The organism is Agromyces sp. NPDC055520 (genome assembly GCF_053619715.1).
On sequence record NZ_JBSHJY010000025.1, the window covers coordinates 1 to 15,833 of the forward strand.

Sequence of the window (15,833 nt, forward strand, 5' to 3'; positions counted from 1 at the left end):
GAATCACGGATTCCGCGGGGCCGTGGGCCTATGTCGTGCGATCGGGCCCGGCTCGGCGCCGAGACGCGGCTCAGAACCAGTCGGACTCGCGCACGGCCTTCATGGCCAGCCGCCGTTCGTCTTTCTCGAGGCGGTCGAGGTAGAGCAGCCCGTCGAGGTGGTCGGTCTCATGCTGCAGGGCCTGGGCCATGAGCCCCGTGCCCGAGAGCTCGATCTCGTTGCCGTCGAGGTCGATGCCTCGCACCCGGGCGAACGGATGCCGCGGGGTCTTGTGCCACAGACCCGGCACCGAGAGGCACCCCTCGTCCATGAGCTCCTTCTCGCCCATGACCTCGACGATCACGGGGTTCAGGATGTACCCGACTTCGCCGTCGACGTTGTAGCTGAAGGCGCGCAGATTGACCCCGATCTGGGATGCCGCGACTCCCGCGCGGCCCGGCAGCCTGACGCTGTCGAGGAGGTCGACGACGAGTGCGCGCACGCGATCGTCGACCTGTTCGACGGGGGCGGAGACGGTCTTCAAGACAGGGTCGCCGAACAGGCGAATGGGGCGTTCCGGCAAGGGTTCTCCGTTTCAGTGCTCGCGCTCGGCGGGCATGCCTTCGACCACGAGCGCCGCGAGCTCACGGGCCGCGTGCCGGGTGACGGGTCGCAGCTCGTGCCAGTTCACGACGGAACCGGCGGCGAGTTGGGGATCGTATGGGATGCGCACGATCTCGCGCACCCGAGATTGGAAGTGGGCCTCGATCTCGTCGACCTTCACGAGGTGCGTGCCCTGCGTGGCGAGATTGATCGCGACGACGGCATTGCGCACGAGTTCGCCGTAGCCGTTGGCCTCGAGCCACGTGAGCGTCTCGGAGGCGAGCCGCGCCTCGTCGACGCTGCCCCCCGACACGATCACGACCGAGTCGGCGCGCTGCAGGGTCGCCCGCATGACGGAGTGCACGATGCCGGTGCCGCAATCGGTGAGCACGATCGAGTAGTACCGCGCCGCGAGGCCCGCGACGACGTTGTAGTCGTTGTCGTCGAACGCCTCGGAGAGCGTCGGGTCGGTGTCGGACGCGAGGATGTCGAGCCGCGTCTCGTCGCGCGAGACGAATCGTGAGAAGTCGGTGTATCCGCCGATCGACGAGGCCTTCGCGACGACGTCGCGCACGGTCTCGCGGGTCTGACGGTCGACCCGCTCGGCGAGCGTGCCGCGGTCGGGGTTCGCGTCGATCGCGATGACGCGGTCGTCGCGGGCGTCGGCGAGGGCCATGCCGAGGAGCGCCGTGATCGTCGTCTTGCCGACGCCGCCCTTGCGCGTGAGAACGGGCACGAACCGCGCGCCGCCCTCGAACCGTCGCTGGATACGATGGCTCAGGGCCTTGTAGGCCTGCACCTTCGCCGAATCGCCGAGGTTCACGAGGTGCAGGGAGGCCTCGTAGACGAGCCGGTTGAAGCCGCCCTGCGGCGCGGGCCGCGTGGTGCGGTTCAGGTCGATGAGTCGATCGGCCGTGAGCGAATCGGCCGACTCCGGCACCTCGGCCGGCAGCGCGGGCTCACCCGGCACGTCGACGATCGCGACGTGACTGCCGGTGTCGGTGCTCACGCGCTCACGCCGGGTCTTCGTCGCGTCGGAGGCGAGCAGCGCGCTGTACGGCGACGGTTCGCGCCGCGACGCTCCGCGGTAGCCGGCACCGGCCAGGGCCGGCGTGATGACCTCGACCGACGTGGTGCTGGCGCCGCCGCCGACGAGGCTGCCGGGGTTGACCGCGACGTCATCGATGGCCACCGCCACCTCGTCGTCGGGCATCTCGTGCACCGGTGCCGGTGGCAGGTCGACCCGAACGCTCGGGTTCGCTGCCGCGTCGTCTGCCGAGTGCGCGCCGGACACCGTCGACCTGCGAGCCCGGGCGAGTGCGGATGTTCCCGCACTCGACCCTCGACGCGACGCAGTGTCGTCGTTGAAATCGTCTTCAGTCACCGATACCCCTCCTCATCAGTGCCAACCGGTTCTCAGCCTAGCGCGGCCGCACGACGACGAGCAGATCACCCGCCTCGACCTGCTGCGTCTTGGGGATCGCGACGCGCTCGACCACACCGGCGATCGGCGAGGTGATCGCGGCCTCCATCTTCATCGCCTCGATCGAGGCGACGCTCTGGCCCGCGGCGATCTCGGCACCGGCTTCGACCTGCAGCGTCACCACGCCCGAGAACGGCGCGGCGATCTGCCCGGGCTGCGAGGCATCCGCCTTCTCTGCCGTGCGGGTCTCGACGACGATCGACCGGTCGCGAACGAAGACCGGGCGCAACTGCCCGTTCAGGATCGTCATGACCGTGCGCATTCCCTTGTCGTCGGCCTCGCCGATCGCCTCGAGCCCGGCGTAGAGCCGCACGCCGGTCGCGATCTCGACGACGTGCTCGGCGCCCTGACGGAGCCCGTAGAGGTAGTCGGCCGTGTCGACCACCGACAGGTCGCCGAACAGCTCGCGGATCTGCTCGTACTGGCGCGTCGGCGCCGGGAAGAGCAGCGCGTTCAGCATCGCACGCCGAGAGGTGCTGTCGGCCTCGAGGGCGGCGCGCTGGTCTGCCGTGAGCTCGGTCACGTCGATGCGGATGTCGCGGCCCGCGAGCACCTTCGTGCGGAACGGCTCGGGCCAGCCGCCGGGCAGATCGCCCAGCTCGCCGGCCATGAAGCCGATCACCGAGTCGGGCACGTCGTACTTCTCGGGGTTCGCCTCGAAGTCGGCGGGGTCGGCCTTGACCGCGGCGAGGTGCAGGGCGAGATCGCCCACGACCTTCGACGAGGGCGTGACCTTCGGCACCCGGCCGAGGATGCGGTCGGCGGCGGCGTACATGTCCTCGATGAGTTCGAAGTCGTCGGCGAGGCCGAGCGCGATCGCCTGCTGACGCAGGTTCGAGAGCTGACCGCCCGGGATCTCGTGGTGGTACACGCGGCCGGTGGGGCCCGGCAGACCCGACTCGAACGGGCGGTAGAGGCGTCGCACGGCCTCCCAGTACGGCTCGAGATCGGAGACCGCGTCGAGCGAGATGCCCGTGTCGCGCTCGGTGTGCGCTAGGGCGGCGACGAGCGACGATGCCGAGGGCTGGCTCGTGGTGCCGGCCATGGGCGCGCTCGCGACGTCGACGGCGTCGACACCGGCCCGGCTCGCGGCCAGGAGCGTCGCCAGCTGGCCGCCGGCGGTGTCGTGGGTGTGCAGGTGCACGGGCACGTCGAAGCGCTCGCGCAGGGCGCCCACGAGCTTCTCAGCTGCCGTCGGGCGCAGGAGGCCCGCCATGTCCTTGATGGCGAGCACGTGCGCCCCAGCGCCGACGATCTGCTCGGCGAGCTCGAGGTAGTAGTCGAGGGTGTACAGATCTTCGGCCGGATCGAGCAGGTCGCCCGTGTAACACAGCGCAACCTCGGCCACCGCGTGACCGGTCGAGAGCACCGAATCGATCGCGGGTCGCATCTGCGAGACGTCGTTGAGCGCGTCGAAGATGCGGAAGATGTCGACGCCGGTCGACGCGGCCTCGCGCACGAACGCGTCGGTGACCTCGGTCGGATACGGCGTGTAGCCGACCGTGTTGCGACCGCGCAGGAGCATCTGGATGTTGATGTTCGGCAGCGCCTCGCGAAGCGAGCCGAGCCGCTGCCACGGGTCTTCGCCGAGGAAGCGCAGCGCGACGTCGTAGGTCGCCCCGCCCCACGCCTCGACCGAGAGCAGCTCGGGGGTCATGCGCGCCACGTACGGCGCCACGGCCACGAGGTCGCGCGTGCGCACCCGGGTCGCGAGCAGCGACTGGTGGGCGTCGCGGAACGTGGTCTCGGTGACCGCGAGCGGCGTCTGGGCGCGGAGCGCCTGTGCGAACCCGGTCGGGCCGAGCTCGAGCAGTCGCTGGCGCGACCCGGCGGGTGCCGGTGCCGAGAGGTCGATCGCAGGCAGCTTCTCGACGGGGCTGACGGTCGTCGGTGCCGGTCCGTTCGGCTGATTCACCGTGACATCCGCGAGCCAGTTCAGGATCTTGGTGCCGCGGTCTTTCGAGACGCGGCCGCGCACCAGCTGCGGGCGCTCGTCGATGAACGAGGTGCTGAGGTCGCCGGCGACGAACGCGGGGTCTTCGAGCACGGCCTGCAGGAACGAGATGTTCGTCGAGACGCCGCGGATGCGGAACTCGGCGAGGGCGCGCTTGGCGCGGGCGACGGCCGCCGGGTAGTCGCGGCCACGGCACGTGAGCTTGGCGAGCATCGAGTCGAAGTGCGGGCTGATCTGGGCGCCGGGGTTGATCGTGCCGCCGTCGAGGCGGATGCCGGCCCCGCCCGGTGAGCGGTAGGTCGTGATCTTGCCGGTGTCGGGCCGGAAGCCGGCCGTGGGGTCTTCGGTCGTGATGCGGCACTGCAGCGCCGCGCCGCGCAGCCGGATCGACTCCTGCTCGAGGCCGAGCTCGGCGAGCGACTCCCCCGCCGCGATGCGGATCTGAGAGACCACGAGGTCGACGTCGGTGACCTCTTCGGTGACCGTGTGCTCGACCTGGATTCGCGGGTTCATCTCGATGAACACGTGCTGACCCGCCCGCTCGCCCGCGGTGTCGAGCAGGAACTCGACGGTGCCGGCGTTGACGTAGCCGATCGACTTCGCGAATGCGATCGCGTCGCGGTAGAGCGACCGGCGCACCTCGTCGGAGAGGTTCGGGGCCGGAGCGATCTCGATGACCTTCTGGTGGCGGCGCTGCACCGAGCAGTCGCGCTCGAAGAGGTGCACGGTCTCGCCCGAGGCGTCGGCGAGCACCTGGACCTCGATGTGTCGGGGCCGCAGCACCGCCTGCTCGAGGAACATGGTCGGGTCGCCGAAGGCGCTGTCGGCCTCGCGCATCGCCTCTTCGAGGGCTGCGCGAAGGTCTTCCTTCACGGCCACGCGACGCATGCCGCGCCCCCCGCCGCCCGCGACCGCCTTGGCGAAGATCGGGAAGCCGACCTCGTCGGCCTGGGCCACGAGCTCTTCGATGTCGCGCGACGGCGGCGTCGACTTCAGCACCGGCACCCCCGCGGCGATCGCGTGCTCTTTCGCCGTGACCTTGTTGCCCGCCATCTCGAGCACGCGCTTGGGCGGGCCGATGAAGGTGATGCCCGCCGCCTCTGCGGCCTGCGCGAGCTCGGGGTTCTCGGAGAGGAATCCGTACCCCGGGTAGATCGCGTCGGCGCCCGACAGCTGCGCGACGCGGATGATCTCGGCGACGTCGAGATAGGCGCGCACCGGATGCCCCGGCTCGCCGATCTGGTATGCCTCGTCGGCCTTCAGCCGGTGCAGCGAGTTGCGGTCCTCGAACGGATACACCGCGACGGTCTTCGCACCGAGCTCGACGGCGGCTCGGAACGCCCGGATGGCGATCTCGCCGCGATTGGCAACCAGGATCTTCGTGAACATGCAGACCTTTCCGACGGACAGCGCAAAGTGAACAGTCGCACAGCGAACGTTTAGGTATCGCCCGAGTAGTAAAGGTAACGTATCTGTTCGTGCACGTACTCAGCGTCAGTTCTCTGAAGGGCGGTGTCGGGAAGACCACCGTCACCCTCGGGCTGGCGTCCGCAGCGTTCGCGCGCGGCGTCCGCACCCTCGTGGTCGACCTCGATCCGCAGTCCGACGTCTCGACCGGCATGGACATCCAGATGGCCGGTCATCTCAACGTCGCCGACGTGCTCGCCTCGCCCAAGGAGAAGATCGTGCGCTCGGCGATCGCGCCGAGCGGATGGGCCCGCTCGAACCCGCAGTCGACGATCGACGTCATGATCGGCAGCCCCTCGGCGATCAACTTCGACGGGCCGCACCCGTCGATCCGCGACATCTGGAAGCTCGAAGAGGCACTCGCCAACGTCGAGGCCGACTACGAACTCGTGCTCATCGACTGCGCACCGTCGCTGAACGCGCTCACCCGCACCGCGTGGGCGGCGAGCGACCGCGTCGCCGTCGTCACCGAGCCGGGGCTCTTCTCCGTGGCCGCCGCCGACCGAGCCCTCCGCGCCATCGAAGAGATCCGTCGCGGCCTCTCACCCCGGCTCCAGCCGCTCGGCATCATCGTGAACCGCGCCCGCGTGCAGTCGCTCGAGCACCAGTTCCGCATCAAAGAGCTGCGTGACATGTTCGGCCCGCTCGTGCTCTCGCCCCAATTGCCCGAGCGCACCTCGCTGCAGCAGGCGCAGGGCGCCGCGAAGCCGCTGCACATGTGGCCGGGCGAGAGCGCCGAAGAGATGTCGGCGAACTTCGATCAGCTGCTCGAACGGGTGCTGCGCACGGCTCGCATCGGCGAGTTCGCCGGTCTGCCCCTCGACGCCTAGGGCTCGCCCGCGCCTCGCCGCACTCAGCAGGGGCGCAGCAGTCTCAGGAGATCTTGCGCGAGCGCACGCCGCGACGTGCAGCGAGTTCATCCATCGGGTCGGCCGGCTCGGTGCCGATCTCGACGAGTGTCGTCTCGACCTCGCGCAGCACCTTGCCGACGGCGATGCCGAACACGCCCTGGCCGCGGTTGACGAGGTCGATGACCTCGTCGTCCGACGTGCACAGGTAGACGCTCGCACCGTCGCTCATGAGCGTCGTCTCGGCGAGGTGGTCGATGCCGGCCTCGCGGAGCTGGGTGACCGCGGTGCGGATCTGCTGCAGGGAGATGCCGGTGTCGAGAAGGCGCTTCACGAGCTTCAGCACGAGGATGTCGCGGAACCCGTAGAGGCGCTGGGAGCCAGAGCCCTGCGCGCTGCGAACCGTGGGTTCGACGAGCTGCGTTCGCGCCCAGTAGTCGAGCTGACGGTAGCTGATGCCCGCGGCCCGAGCCGCGATCGCGCCGCGATACCCGGTGACATCGTCGTGCTCGGGCATGCCGTCGGTGAAGAGCAACCCGAGGTCGTACCGCGAGCGCGGGGTCCGGTCGAGCTCACTCATCCGATTCGCCCCTCACTCTCCGCCAGCATCCACCGACGCGAGTTCCACGCTACCGAGGGTGCCGGGGTCTGTCGAACACATCCGGCCGAACGTCACGGCGTGTCGCGACTTCATCTCGCGAGTCGGCCGAGCGACGCCCGTACGACGCTCGAATGCACGGCATCGAGATGCCGGGCGAGTTCGAGCCCGCGTTCGACGGCACGCGCCTTGTCGGCGGCATCCGCTCGTCGTGACGGCGCGATCGCGCGCTCGACGAGTGCCGCCTCGCGCTCGGCCGCCGCACGCAGGCCCCGGAGGTGGCGCGGTTCGATGCCGACCTCGCGCAGCGCCACGAGCGAGCGGAGCACGCCGAGCGCCTCGTCGCCGTAGTACTCGGCCGCGGGCAGCAGCGACGCGGAGACCGCGTCGCCGAGCAGAGCGGCGGTGGCACCCGACTGTGCGATGAGCTCGTCGCGGCGGAACCTGCGCGCGCCGGCGAGGAAGGCCGCGGCGCTCGTCGCGCCGGGCAACGCCGGCGTCTCGCCCGCGTCGATCGCCTCGAGGTGCGTGCGGATCACCTTCAGCGGCAGGTAGTGGTCGCGCTGCATCGAGAGCACGACCGTGATGCGCTCGACGTCGGCCGTCGAGAACTTGCGATACCCGGCCGCGGTGCGCGCCGGCGAGACGAGACGTTGCTCTTCGAGGAAGCGCAGCTTCGACGGTGTCAGCTCGGGAAATTCGGGCTGAAGCCGTGCGAGCACCTGACCGATGCCCAGAAGTGGCGCCTGGCCGCTCGCGCGCGTGGACGCAGCGGAAACCGCCACTATTCGCTCGCCACCGGGGCCAGGTCGCGTCGCGAGGCGTAGAAGGTCAGCCGGAACTTGCCGATCTGCACCTCTGCACCGTCGCTCAAGAGCGCGGTCTCGATGCGCACGCCGTCGAAGTAGGTTCCGTTCAGCGAGCTGAGGTCGCGCACCTCGAACGCCGAGCGATGCCGCACGAACTCCGCGTGCTTGCGCGAGACGGTGACGTCGTCGAGGAAGATGTCGGCATCTGGGTGCCGGCCGACGACCGTGACGTCGGTGTCGAGCAGGAACCGGGCGCCGCTGTTGGGGCCGCGACGCACGATGAGCAGCGCCGAGCCGGAGGGCAACGCGGCGATCGCCTCGTGCTCTTCGGCCGTGACGTCGGCGTCGAGCGCGCTCAACTGCGCGGCCGCCTCACGGCTGAAGCCGATGGTCGTGTCGGTGGCACCGCTGACGGTGGCGTGCGTCGACGTTGTCGTCGACGGTTCACCACCGATCTCGTCGGTACCGCCGGTCTGAGTGCTGTCGGAATCCGCCACACTAACCTCCCTGTTCCAGCGTATCCGATCGAGGCTCGTCTGCCACCCGCGGAATACGGATGACGCGAGCGGTCTCGATCGCGTAGATGACACCCGCCCACCAGTAGAGGAACGCCCCCCAGAGGGTGATCGCCCACCCGACCGGTTGACTGACGGCAGCGACGGCCGGGAACGCGAGTCCGAGCATGATCACCGGCAACCCGAAGAACAGCGCGAATGTCGCGACCTTGCCGAGTTGGTGCACGGGCAAGGGCCCGAACCCGTAGTTGGCGAGCACGATGCCGAGGGCCAGCAGGAACACGTCGCGGGCGACGATGACGACGACGATCCACCACGGCACGAGGCCTTGCGCGGCGAGGCCGACGAGGGCGGCGAAGATGTACAGCCGATCGGCCGCCGGGTCGAGAAGCTGCCCGAGGCGGGTCACCTGACCGAGCCGACGCGCGAGGTAGCCGTCGAGCAGGTCGGTCAGGCTCGCCACGATGAGCACGACGAGCGACACCAGGTAGTCGCCGCGCACGATGAAGATCAGGAACACCGGCACGAGGGCCAATCGGAGCATGCTGAGGATGTTCGGGATCGTCCAGATCTCCGAACCGACATCCCCCGCGCGCTCCCCAGCCACGCGTCGATCCTATCGATCCGTAGAATGCCGCCATGGGTCCGCTCATCGTGTGTCTCGTCATCTGCGCAGCGATCACGCTCGCGACATGGGTCGCCTCGATCGCCACTCGCGAGTACTCGTGGGTCGATCGCATCTGGTCGATCGCGCCGATCGTCTACGTGTGGGTGTTCGCCGTCTGGTCGGGGTTCGACGGGCGACTCGTGCTCATGGCGGTGCTCGTCTCGGCATGGGGCATCCGCCTGACCTTCAATTTCGCGCGCAAGGGCGGATACCGGCCCGGCGGTGAGGACTACCGCTGGGCGGTGCTGCGCGGGCGGATGTCGCGTGCCGGGTTCGCCGTGTTCAACCTGTTCTTCATCTCGATCTACCAGAACATCGTGATCCTGCTGTTCTGCCTCCCGGCCGCCACGGTGTTCGCCGGCGGCGGCTCTCCGATCGGTGCGGCCGACGTGGTGCTGTGCGTCGTGTTCCTCGCCCTCCTCGCCGGGGAAACGGTGGCCGACCAGCAGCAGTGGGTGTTCCATCGATGGAAGGCCGCCGAGCTCGCAGCCGGTCGCACCCCGCAACCCGGGTTCCTGCAGAGCGGGCTGTTCCGATTCTCGCGCCACCCCAACTTCTTCTTCGAGCAGGCCCAGTGGTGGGTCTTCTACGGGTTCGCGGTCGCAGCGACCGGCGTCTGGCTGCACTGGTCGGTCGCAGGCGCCGTGCTGCTCACGACGCTGTTCATCGGCTCGACGATCTTCACCGAGTCGATCTCACGCTCGAGATACCCCGACTACGACGAATATCGCGCCCGCACCTCGCCGATCGTGCCATGGCCTCCGCGGCGATCCGCGCCTCGGGTCGACGAGCGCACCGCCTGGCGCTGAAGCGTCACAGACGGGCGGCGAGTCCTGACCACGCCTCGGCGAATCGAGGATGCAGCGGCAGCTCCGCGACCCGATCGACCCCGATCCAGCGCAGCTCGATGCTCTCGGGGTCGCTGACCACCGGTTCGAAACGCTCGGTGGCATCCGCGACGACCGTCGTGTACGACCAGTAGCCGAGGTCGAGCACGGTGCTGAACCGCACTACGACGAGGTGGGGCGGCACACCGGCCTCTTCGCCCGCCTCGCGGACGGCCGCCTCGACGGCGCTCTCGTGCTCGTGCCGCGCACCGCCGGGCATGCCCCAGGTGCCGCCGAAGTGGCTCCAGAGCGCGCGATGCTGCAAGAGCACCTCGGCGTCGGGGTTCACGACGAGCAGGCCCGCCGCCCCGTACCTGCCCCAGTGCTTCGAACCGTCGGGGCCCACGACCCACTCGTCGCCGCTCGCTCCGCTCATGAGTCCAGCATGACGCACGAACGGTCGGAGCGCGGGGGCCGGCCGTAGGCTGGTGGCATGAACGGCGAGTCCCCCGTGCGCGTCGACGCCTGGCTCTGGGCGGTGCGACAGTTCAAGACGCGCTCCGCTGCGACCTCGGCATGCCGTGCCGGGCACGTGCGCGTCAACGGCGAGCGGGCCAAGGCGGCCCAGCCGGTGCGGCCGGGTGACGAGGTGCGCGTGCGGATCGACGGCTTCGATCGCATGCTCGTCGTGCGCCAGACGCTCGTCAAGCGGGTCTCGGCGGCGATCGCCGCGACCGCCGTCGACGACCGCACGCCTCCCCCGCCGCCGCGCGAGACCGTCGCCGTCGTCGCGATGCGGGACCGCGGCGCGGGTCGGCCGACGAAGCGCGAGCGGCGCGATCTCGAGCGCCTCCGCGGTCGTTGAGCGGTTCCGGCGTAGCCTGATCGACGTGCACAAGGAACTCAGTCACGAACCCGACGCCCGCCGGTACGTGCTGCGGGTCGACGGCGACATCGCGAGCGTGCTCGACTACCGCGAGCTCGGCGACACCGTGGCGTTCACCCGGACGTTCACGAATCCGCCGTACCGTGGCAGCGGCCTGGCCGGCGAACTCGTCGAGTTCGCGGCCGACGACGTCGAGACGAACGGGGCGCGACGCATCCTGCCGAGTTGCTGGTACGTGGGCGAGTGGTTCGACCGGCATCCCGATCGGGCCGGCCTGCTCGATCCCCGCTCGGCCTGACCGGGCACCGGCCGAGCTCGTGCCGGGCGGCTCAGTACCAGTTCATCGACTGCGAGTGCGACCACGCGTTGCACGGGGTGCCGTACCCGCGGGCGATGTAGTCGAGGCCCCAGCTGATCTGGGTCGCGGCGTTCGTCTGCCAGTCGGCGCCGGCCGAGGCCATCTTGCTGCCCGGCAGCGACTGCGGAATGCCGGTGGCGCCGCTCGAGGCGTTGTACGCCGTGTACGACCATCCCGATTCCTTCTGCCAGAGCTGACTCAGGCACTGGAACTGCGACTCGTTCCACCCGTACTTCGACGCGGCGAGCGATCGCGCGGTGGCTTTCGCACCCTCGGGCGTGTTCGCCTGTGCGAGCGCGGCGGCCGCTGCAGCGGCCCGTTCGGCCTGCACGCGATCGAATTCGGCGGCGGCGGCCACGGCCTTCGCCGTCTCGGCCCTGGTCTGCTTGGTGAGGTCGACGATCGAGTCGATCGGCAGTCGCTCGTAGTCGCCGAGCGCGGCGACGGACGCCGCGAGACCGCTCGAGTCGACCTTGCCGTCGACGGCGGCGAGCGTGGCGCTCGCGACGGTCAGCGTGTCCTTCGCGCTGTTGCGCGTGCGCGCCTCGGCGATCGCACTGTAGGCGCCGAGTTGTTCGTGCTGCACGCCCATGGTCGCAGTGAGCGCGGTGGTCTCGTCGATGCTCGCTTGCGTGGTGATGGCCGACTGCACGGTGAAGCCGGTGCCGACGATGAGGCCGGCGGCCATGACGGCGCCGGCGGCGATCAGCCGCTTGCGGCCGATACGGCGGCGACGGATGCTGCGGCGCGGGTGCTGCCCATCGAGAGATGCTGCGGAGGCGGTGTCGGTGTCGAGCGTGGTTTCGGGCGTGGTGATGTCGTTGCGCATAGGTTCAGGGGTGCTCGGATCAGGTTGGGGGACGCCCCCGAGCGAGGGCACAAGTCAGACACTCTGCCCCGAGTTTCTGAAGGGTTCCTCACTTCTTCCTGTGCAGACCATGAAAGGGCGCCCCCGGTGCCGCGATACTGGAAGGATGCCCGTCACGCCCGCTCCGCCACGTCCCGCCGCAGAAGAACGGTGCCCGTGCGGCAGCGGCGAGGTCTATGGAGCGTGCTGCGGGCCGCTGCTCTCAGGCGATTCGCAGGCCCCGACCGCGGTGCGGCTCATGCGGTCGCGCTATACCGCCTTCGCCGTCGGCGACGCCGAGTACCTGCGAGCGACCTGGCACCGCGAGACGCGGCCGAGCGACCGCGACCTCGATCTCGACGCCGACACGACGTGGCTTGCGCTGGAGATCGTCGCGACCGAACGCGGCGGGCCGTTCGACCGCGACGGCGCGGTCGAGTTCCGCGCCACCTTCCGTGCCGATGGCGAACGCGGCGTGCTGCACGAGCGGAGCCGGTTCCGGCGCGAGGGAGGGCGCTGGTTCTACCTCGACGGCGAGTTCTGAGCCGGCCCGACGCTCAGTCGCGCTCGGCCTCCGTGCCGAACCCGTCGCGCAGGGCGCGTTCCTCTGACCCCTCGAGCTCTTCGAAGACCGTGATCTGCAGGCCTGCCGGCGCATCGAGTCTCGAGTTGAGCGACCGCCACGGCGTCTCGATCGGCTCGGCGACGATCTCCGCCCCGGCGTCGGCGAGGCGACGGGTCGTGCCGGCGCCGTCGGTCACCTCGAAGGCGAGGCGGATGCGCTGGCTCGGCCGCCCCGCTGCCTCGAGTTCGTCGATCACCCGCTTGTGGGTCGGATTCGCGATCTCGAGCGTGGCCCGGCCTGCCTCGAGGATCGTCACCCGGTCGTCGCCGCCCTCGGCGTACGCCATGAGTTCGGGCATGCCGAGGGCGTCCCGGTAGAACGCCACCGCCCGTTCGTAGTCCTCCGCCTCGATCACGACTCGGAGTTGCAGGACCGGTGGGTGCGCGGCATCCGTCATGACTGCATCCTCCCATCGAATCCTTCGTGATCAGGCCGCGTCGCGGGCGACGGGCCAGCACCGCGTCGTCACGCCGATGGCGTCCCACACGTTGATGACGATGATGAGCGAGACGAGCGCGGCCGTGCGCTCCTCGCCGAAGACGGCGGTCGCGGCGACGAGATCCGCTTCCGGCACGTGGGTCTCCGAGAGCCGGGTGATCGACTCGGTGAGGTGCAGAGCCGCCCGCTCCGCCGCGGTGAACAGCCCCGAGTCGCGCCATACCGCGACGGCGTGCAGCTTCTGGTCTGCGACGCCGGCGGTGCGTGCGCCCTTCGAGTGCATGTCGACGCAGTAGACGCATCCATTGATCTGCGAGGCGCGGAGCCGCACCATCTCGCGCAACTGCGGGTCGAAGTCGACCCGGTCGAGTTCGGCGGTGGCGGCGTGGTCGAGCGAGGCGACCGCACGGGAGAAGCGCGGAACGATCGCATCGAAATCGAGGCGGACAGGGACGGCGACGAGTGCATCGGTGATGGTCATGGTTCAACGCTACGAGCCGATCGGCCCACTGCTACAGTCCAATTCCATGGGCGAATCCTGGGCCATTCCCGGTCTCGATCTGCATCTCGATCTCGACCTGCGCCGAAAGGCGGCGTCGCTCGAGGAGTCGCTCCGCGCGGCGGTTCGCGAAGGGCGACTCGAGGCCGGCACGCGGTTGCCCGCGAGCCGCACCCTGGCCGCCGACCTCGGCATCGCCCGCAACGTGGTCGCAGAGGTCTACGGCGGTCTCGTCGCCGAGGGATGGCTCGAGGCGAGGGTCGGCGCGGGCACCTGGGTCGCCGAGCGGCGCGCGGCCGAGGCGCGGACCTCCACCGCCGACTCGTCGACGCTGCCGTGGTCGGGTCTCGACCTGCGCGGCGGCATTCCGGATGCCTCGTCGTTCCCACGTCGCGAATGGGCGGTCGCGGCACGGCGCTCGGTGCTGGGCCTTCCGGCGTCCTCGCTGGGGTACGGCCCGCCGGAGGGGTCCCCCGGGCTGCGCGCCACACTCGCCGAGTACCTCGCCCGCACCCGCGGCGTCTGGACGGACGGTGTGCGCATCGCCGTCACCCGCGGCTTCGGCGCGGCCCTGGCGACGGTCGCGCGCACGCTCGTGGCGAGGGGGGCACGACGCATCGCCGTGGAGGAGTACGGTCACGAGGCGCATCGCGGCATCCTGCACGCCGCGGGCCTCGAGCCGGTCGCGCTCCCGGTCGACGACGACGGCGCCGTCGTCGGCGACCTGAGCGGCCTCGCCGTCGACGCCGTGCTCCTGACGCCGGCCCACCAGTTCCCGACCGGCGTCGCGCTCTCCCCGTCGCGACGGCTCGAGGTCGTCGCGTGGGCGGAGCACACGGGGGCGTTCATCGTCGAAGACGACTACGACGGCGAATTCCGCTACGACCGGCGGGCGATCGGCGCGCTGCAATCGCTCGCCCCCGACCTGGTCGTCTACCTCGGCACGGCCTCGAAGAGCCTCGCTCCGGCCGTCGGTCTCGGGTGGGCGGTGGTGCCCGAGCGCCTGACCACGGAGTTCGCCGCGCAGCTCGTCGCCGCGAACGGCATCGCCGACGTGTTGAACCAGTCGACGCTCGACGCCTTCATGACGGCGCACGAATACGACCGCACCGTGCGGCGTCGTCGCGCCGAGTATCGTGCCCGTCGCGAAGTCCTCGAGGTGCGCGTCGCCGACGAGCTCCGCAGCTGCCGGATGAACGGCATGCGGGCCGGCCTGCACTGCCTCATCGAGCTGCCGGCCGACGCCGACGAGCGGAGCATCACGGCCGCCGCACTGCGGCTCGGCGTCCGCCTCGACGGGCTCCGTTCGTTCCGGCTCGGCGACGCCCCGTCGCTGCGGTCGCCGGCGATGGTCGTCGGCTACGGAGCCCCGGCGCCGCACCGGTTCGACACGGCCGTCGACCGTGCGATCGCCGCGATCCGTACGGGGCTTGCAACGTCGACCGCGACCGATCGCCGCTGACGCGAATGAGCGCCGACCGGCAGATCAGGCCCGTGCCTCGCCCAGCGCGTCGAGCGCACGATAGGCCCGATCGACGGCACCGCGCAACGCCTCGACGGGGACGGACCAGTCGTCGTGCGCGACGAGCGCCTCGGCCGGCATGAGGCCCGCAGCGTGGGCTGCGCGGAACCGGTCGGCGATCAGCCCGAGCTCGGCCGCCTGCCGTTCGACGAATGCGCGATCGACCACCCGGCCGTGGCCGGGCACCACCCGATCGGTCGGCCGCATGGCGGCGGCGAGGTCGACGAGCGCTCCCGGCCATCCGAGCGGATAGCTGCCCGACCCGTACATCACCGGCCCCGACTCCTCGATCAGGTCGCCGAGGATCCAGACGCGCTCGTCGGGCACGAAGAGCACGAGATCGGTGTCGGTGTGCGCGGGCGGCTGCGGCCGGAGCTCCACCAGGCGGTCGCCGAGGTTCAGCACGTGGGGTTCGGCGAGCGGATGCGTCGGAGGCGTCAGCACCACGTCGGCCCATCGCCGGTCGGGCTCGCGGCTCGGATCGGCGCGCCACGCCTCGAGACGCGGCCCCTCGAACTCGGCGAAGTGCGCCGCGGTGTTCGAGTGACCGTAGATCGAGGCATCCGTCGCCGTGCCCGGCCCGAAGACCTGATTGCCGAAGGTGTGATCGAAATGCGCGTGGGTGTTCACGACCCAGCGCACCGGTCGGTCGAACCTCGCCGCGAGGTCGACGGCGAGCTCCTCCGCCTCCATCGGCGCCGCGCGCGTGTCGACGAGCAGCAGCCCGTCGGCACCCTCGATCACGACGATCGAGATGTCGAACGGATCGTACCGGCGCTGGTGCACGCCGGGGGCGACCGTGAGCCACGCTTCCATGCCCCGAGCGTAGCGGCGCGCCGAGGGCGGGGCGGTGCGCCAGCGGCAAACGCGGCGCAGATCGTGCACAGATCAAAGGCAATCCAGAGGAT

The 15,833-nt window shown here is 70.3% G+C and carries 18 protein-coding genes; 6 read left to right on the plus strand and 12 right to left on the minus strand.

Going from position 1 to position 15,833, the window contains the following annotated elements:
• Positions 1 to 70 precede the first annotated feature (70 nt).
• The 3 genes from def to ACWGST_RS11165 are packed head-to-tail and all read right to left on the minus strand — an operon-like array spanning position 71 to position 5,408.
• Positions 71 to 562, minus strand: a complete 492-nt coding sequence (gene def, locus ACWGST_RS11155; RefSeq protein ID WP_452046736.1) for a peptide deformylase — start codon at positions 560 to 562, stop codon at positions 71 to 73.
• A 12-nt stretch (positions 563 to 574) separates the two neighbouring features.
• Positions 575 to 1,966 (minus strand): MinD/ParA family ATP-binding protein, encoded by a 1,392-nt coding sequence (locus ACWGST_RS11160; RefSeq protein ID WP_452046737.1) that lies wholly within the window; start codon positions 1,964 to 1,966, stop codon positions 575 to 577.
• Between the two features lie 37 nt (positions 1,967 to 2,003).
• Complete coding sequence (locus tag ACWGST_RS11165; protein ID WP_452046738.1) at positions 2,004 to 5,408, minus strand: pyruvate carboxylase; 3,405 nt, start codon at positions 5,406 to 5,408, stop codon at positions 2,004 to 2,006.
• Between the two features lie 89 nt (positions 5,409 to 5,497).
• Between ACWGST_RS11165 and ACWGST_RS11170 the strand changes: the two genes are divergently transcribed.
• Entirely contained in the window at positions 5,498 to 6,316 is an 819-nt protein-coding gene (locus tag ACWGST_RS11170; RefSeq protein ID WP_452046739.1) for a ParA family protein, read from the plus strand.
• A gap of 43 nt (positions 6,317 to 6,359) precedes the next feature.
• On the opposite strand, the gene ACWGST_RS11175 is transcribed toward ACWGST_RS11170, so the two are convergent.
• From ACWGST_RS11175 to ACWGST_RS11190, 4 genes are all read right to left on the minus strand, one after another.
• A complete protein-coding gene (locus tag ACWGST_RS11175) occupies positions 6,360 to 6,914 on the minus strand; it encodes a MerR family transcriptional regulator (protein ID WP_452046740.1) in 555 nt (184 codons plus the stop codon).
• Positions 6,915 to 7,024: 110 nt separating this feature from the next.
• Positions 7,025 to 7,720: a transcriptional regulator FtsR gene (gene ftsR / locus ACWGST_RS11180; protein WP_452046779.1), complete on the minus strand. Its 696-nt coding sequence runs from the start codon at positions 7,718 to 7,720 to the stop codon at positions 7,025 to 7,027.
• Positions 7,717 to 8,196, minus strand: coding sequence for an FHA domain-containing protein (locus ACWGST_RS11185; RefSeq protein WP_452046780.1), 480 nt, complete (start codon positions 8,194 to 8,196; stop codon positions 7,717 to 7,719). The genes ftsR and ACWGST_RS11185 overlap by 4 nt, the downstream gene beginning before the upstream one ends.
• 43 nt (positions 8,197 to 8,239) lie before the next feature.
• Complete coding sequence (locus ACWGST_RS11190; RefSeq protein WP_452046741.1) at positions 8,240 to 8,863, minus strand: CDP-alcohol phosphatidyltransferase family protein; 624 nt, start codon at positions 8,861 to 8,863, stop codon at positions 8,240 to 8,242.
• Between the two features lie 32 nt (positions 8,864 to 8,895).
• Between ACWGST_RS11190 and ACWGST_RS11195 the strand changes: the two genes are divergently transcribed.
• Positions 8,896 to 9,732: a DUF1295 domain-containing protein gene (locus tag ACWGST_RS11195; RefSeq protein WP_452046742.1), complete on the plus strand. Its 837-nt coding sequence runs from the start codon at positions 8,896 to 8,898 to the stop codon at positions 9,730 to 9,732.
• Between the two features lie 4 nt (positions 9,733 to 9,736).
• On the opposite strand, the gene ACWGST_RS11200 is transcribed toward ACWGST_RS11195, so the two are convergent.
• Positions 9,737 to 10,186: an NUDIX domain-containing protein gene (locus ACWGST_RS11200; RefSeq protein ID WP_452046743.1), complete on the minus strand. Its 450-nt coding sequence runs from the start codon at positions 10,184 to 10,186 to the stop codon at positions 9,737 to 9,739.
• Between the two features lie 57 nt (positions 10,187 to 10,243).
• Here ACWGST_RS11200 and ACWGST_RS11205 point away from each other — a divergent pair, with 57 nt between their 5' ends.
• Together ACWGST_RS11205 and ACWGST_RS11210 are read left to right on the plus strand one after the other, a co-directional pair.
• Positions 10,244 to 10,615 (plus strand): RNA-binding S4 domain-containing protein, encoded by a 372-nt coding sequence (locus ACWGST_RS11205; RefSeq protein WP_452046744.1) that lies wholly within the window; start codon positions 10,244 to 10,246, stop codon positions 10,613 to 10,615.
• Between the two features lie 25 nt (positions 10,616 to 10,640).
• The gene (locus tag ACWGST_RS11210; protein ID WP_452046745.1) at positions 10,641 to 10,934 is read left to right on the plus strand and encodes a GNAT family N-acetyltransferase; all 294 of its coding nucleotides are present in this window, start codon (positions 10,641 to 10,643) and stop codon (positions 10,932 to 10,934) included.
• 31 nt (positions 10,935 to 10,965) lie between these two features.
• Here ACWGST_RS11210 and ACWGST_RS11215 read toward each other — a convergent pair whose 3' ends face one another.
• On the minus strand, positions 10,966 to 11,823 hold the full coding sequence (locus tag ACWGST_RS11215; RefSeq protein WP_452046746.1) for an aggregation-promoting factor C-terminal-like domain-containing protein: 858 nt from the start codon (positions 11,821 to 11,823) through the stop codon (positions 10,966 to 10,968).
• 145 nt (positions 11,824 to 11,968) lie between these two features.
• Here ACWGST_RS11215 and ACWGST_RS11220 point away from each other — a divergent pair, with 145 nt between their 5' ends.
• Entirely contained in the window at positions 11,969 to 12,385 is a 417-nt protein-coding gene (locus ACWGST_RS11220) for a YchJ family protein (RefSeq protein ID WP_452046747.1), read from the plus strand.
• 13 nt (positions 12,386 to 12,398) lie between these two features.
• On the opposite strand, the gene ACWGST_RS11225 is transcribed toward ACWGST_RS11220, so the two are convergent.
• Positions 12,399 to 12,863, minus strand: a complete 465-nt coding sequence (locus ACWGST_RS11225) for a VOC family protein (protein WP_452046748.1) — start codon at positions 12,861 to 12,863, stop codon at positions 12,399 to 12,401.
• 30 nt (positions 12,864 to 12,893) lie between these two features.
• Positions 12,894 to 13,385: a carboxymuconolactone decarboxylase family protein gene (locus ACWGST_RS11230; protein WP_452046749.1), complete on the minus strand. Its 492-nt coding sequence runs from the start codon at positions 13,383 to 13,385 to the stop codon at positions 12,894 to 12,896.
• Positions 13,386 to 13,431: 46 nt separating this feature from the next.
• Here ACWGST_RS11230 and pdxR point away from each other — a divergent pair, with 46 nt between their 5' ends.
• Positions 13,432 to 14,865 (plus strand): MocR-like pyridoxine biosynthesis transcription factor PdxR, encoded by a 1,434-nt coding sequence (gene pdxR / locus ACWGST_RS11235; protein WP_452046750.1) that lies wholly within the window; start codon positions 13,432 to 13,434, stop codon positions 14,863 to 14,865.
• Between the two features lie 24 nt (positions 14,866 to 14,889).
• On the opposite strand, the gene ACWGST_RS11240 is transcribed toward pdxR, so the two are convergent.
• The gene (locus tag ACWGST_RS11240; protein WP_452046751.1) at positions 14,890 to 15,741 is read right to left on the minus strand and encodes an MBL fold metallo-hydrolase; all 852 of its coding nucleotides are present in this window, start codon (positions 15,739 to 15,741) and stop codon (positions 14,890 to 14,892) included.
• Positions 15,742 to 15,833: the final 92 nt, after the last annotated feature.

Bases quoted from the DNA above. Each gene is read 5' to 3' on its own strand.
- ACWGST_RS11165 (WP_452046738.1), bottom strand. From the start codon at position 5,408: ATGTTCACGAAGATCCTGGTTGCCAATCGCGGCGAGATCGCCATCCGG.
- ACWGST_RS11230 (WP_452046749.1), bottom strand. From the start codon at position 13,385: ATGACCATCACCGATGCACTCGTCGCCGTCCCTGTCCGCCTCGATTTC.
- ACWGST_RS11240 (WP_452046751.1), bottom strand. From the start codon at position 15,741: ATGGAAGCGTGGCTCACGGTCGCCCCCGGCGTGCACCAGCGCCGGTAC.
- ACWGST_RS11225 (WP_452046748.1), bottom strand. From the start codon at position 12,863: ATGACGGATGCCGCGCACCCACCGGTCCTGCAACTCCGAGTCGTGATC.
- ACWGST_RS11175 (WP_452046740.1), bottom strand. From the start codon at position 6,914: ATGAGTGAGCTCGACCGGACCCCGCGCTCGCGGTACGACCTCGGGTTG.
- ACWGST_RS11215 (WP_452046746.1), bottom strand. From the start codon at position 11,823: ATGCGCAACGACATCACCACGCCCGAAACCACGCTCGACACCGACACC.
- pdxR (WP_452046750.1), top strand. From the start codon at position 13,432: ATGGGCGAATCCTGGGCCATTCCCGGTCTCGATCTGCATCTCGATCTC.
- ACWGST_RS11195 (WP_452046742.1), top strand. From the start codon at position 8,896: ATGGGTCCGCTCATCGTGTGTCTCGTCATCTGCGCAGCGATCACGCTC.
- ACWGST_RS11200 (WP_452046743.1), bottom strand. From the start codon at position 10,186: ATGAGCGGAGCGAGCGGCGACGAGTGGGTCGTGGGCCCCGACGGTTCG.
- ACWGST_RS11220 (WP_452046747.1), top strand. From the start codon at position 11,969: ATGCCCGTCACGCCCGCTCCGCCACGTCCCGCCGCAGAAGAACGGTGC.
- ACWGST_RS11205 (WP_452046744.1), top strand. From the start codon at position 10,244: ATGAACGGCGAGTCCCCCGTGCGCGTCGACGCCTGGCTCTGGGCGGTG.